The organism is Dietzia maris (assembly GCF_014144855.1).
GTDB classification, from domain to species: Bacteria; Actinomycetota; Actinomycetes; order Mycobacteriales; family Mycobacteriaceae; genus Dietzia; species Dietzia kunjamensis.
The window spans coordinates 1-1,712 of record NZ_JAALDN010000523.1; the positions used below are offsets into that span (position 1 = coordinate 1).

At 64.5% G+C, this 1,712-nt stretch carries 1 protein-coding gene; it reads right to left on the reverse strand.

Translation table 11 applies throughout. The annotated features are described in order from the left end of the window. Positions 1 to 24: 24 nt before the first annotated feature. Positions 25 to 1,425, reverse strand: a complete 1,401-nt coding sequence (locus G6024_RS15600; RefSeq protein WP_159149121.1) for an IS1380 family transposase — start codon at positions 1,423 to 1,425, stop codon at positions 25 to 27. Positions 1,426 to 1,712: the final 287 nt, after the last annotated feature.

A 1,712-nucleotide genomic window follows, 5' to 3' on the forward strand; every position in this document is an offset into this window, starting at 1 on the left:
TCTGTCGTGGGCGGGTGGGTGAGGTTAGGCCGGTTTTGGGATCGCGGCGATCGTGTTGAACACTGCGACGATGGCAGTCGCCCAGGGCCACGTTTCGGGAATCTTCACGCGCCGCCGTCGGCCGCTTCGGACCAGCCGGGCTGCGACGTGGAGGAAGCGGTAGCGCAGCGCTTTGGGCTCGCACAAGGCGAGGACTGCGGCGTCGCCGGTGCAAGCGAGCATCCGGGTCCAGGCCACCAGATCCGCGGCGAGCATCACCGCCACGAGCCAGGCCTGGTTTAAAGCGAACTCCCGCGAGGGCAGACGGCCCAGGCCGGTGTCTTTGGCGTGTCGGATCCGGTCCTCGACCCGGGCGTGAGCCCGGTGTCTGGCCTCGAGGAACTGCAGTTGCCCGGTGGTGGTGTTGGTGACGAATGCTTGGTAGCGCCACCCGTCGATCTCCTCGAACATCGACAACTGAGCACCCGGGTGGGGTCGTTCGCGGCGGACGATGACTCGCATTCCGTCTGGCCACTTGGCGAGCATCCTGGGGCTGAGAAATCCGGTCAGCTCCGCGATGTCGGCCCCGTCTCGGATGTCGCCGGAGGGATTCAATGCCGGCCCCCACGCAGCCTCTGGGCAGATCGCGATGGCCCGGCGTAGCGGGGCGGTGACCTGGAACCCGACCGAGTACTCCACCCGTCGACCACGGATGCCGTTCTGTTCGGTGACCCAATCCAGAAGGTCATGGGAGGCGCCTGCACCGTCGGATCGAATCAGCAGATCACGCCGATGACTCGCGGGGATCTGCGCGATCGCCTGGCCCAGGACGTCGATGTGGTCAGCCGCGGTGTTGGAGCCAGCATTGCCCGGGCGCAGGCTCGCGGCAAGGAACTCTTCTGTGTTGTCGCACCACACACCGATCGGGTGGTACCCGAACGTGCGCTTGTACGTCGGCGCAGCAAGCTCTTTCTCGCTGTGCGTGACCACGATAGTGGCGTCCACGTCGAGCACGACCGTCGATCCCAGGTCCCGTCCCGCGCACTTGGATACGGGGACTCCGCCGGGCAAGTGGGACCACACGTGCCGCCGCGTGCGGGCACGCGCGACCTGGATCTTCTTGCGCTTGCCGGCAGTGACCTCATCGAGCGTGCGCCACACCGTCGGGGCCGAGGCCACCGGGCCCAAAGCCTCGGATTGGTGGCGCAGGACGCCGATGTCGGAAATGGACTCGCCGCCATCGGCGAGCATCACCGCGACGTCGATCAACACCCGGCCGCGATCGTGGATCGGGATGAACCGGCGGCGAGCCATGGCCCTTGACAGCTCAGCCGTGAGTCCGACCCGATCCGCCAGAAGACGAGGCACGATGGACCCAGCGTGGGAGATCACCCCGACACCATCAGCAGTAACGGACAGACCGGCCGACCACGAAGTACGCTTCACCTACCGAGTGCTTTCTGCTGGAGAACATGGAACCTTAGACAAGTCCCAGTTTCGCCTGTTCAGGAAGCACTTCGGTCTATTTTCGCACAGCGATCCGCAGATCCCCGTGAATCCCGGGGTTAGCGAACGAGCGACTTGTTCCATTTGATGGACTGCCAGTGCTGAACACCGATCGGCAGCGATTAAATGTGCCGGATCAACTAAGTACGTTATCACCTACTCTCGGGTTCCATTGAGGGCCCATCTCCCTTAACGGGCTCTTCGCATCTGAGTGTGGGTGAGGGCGA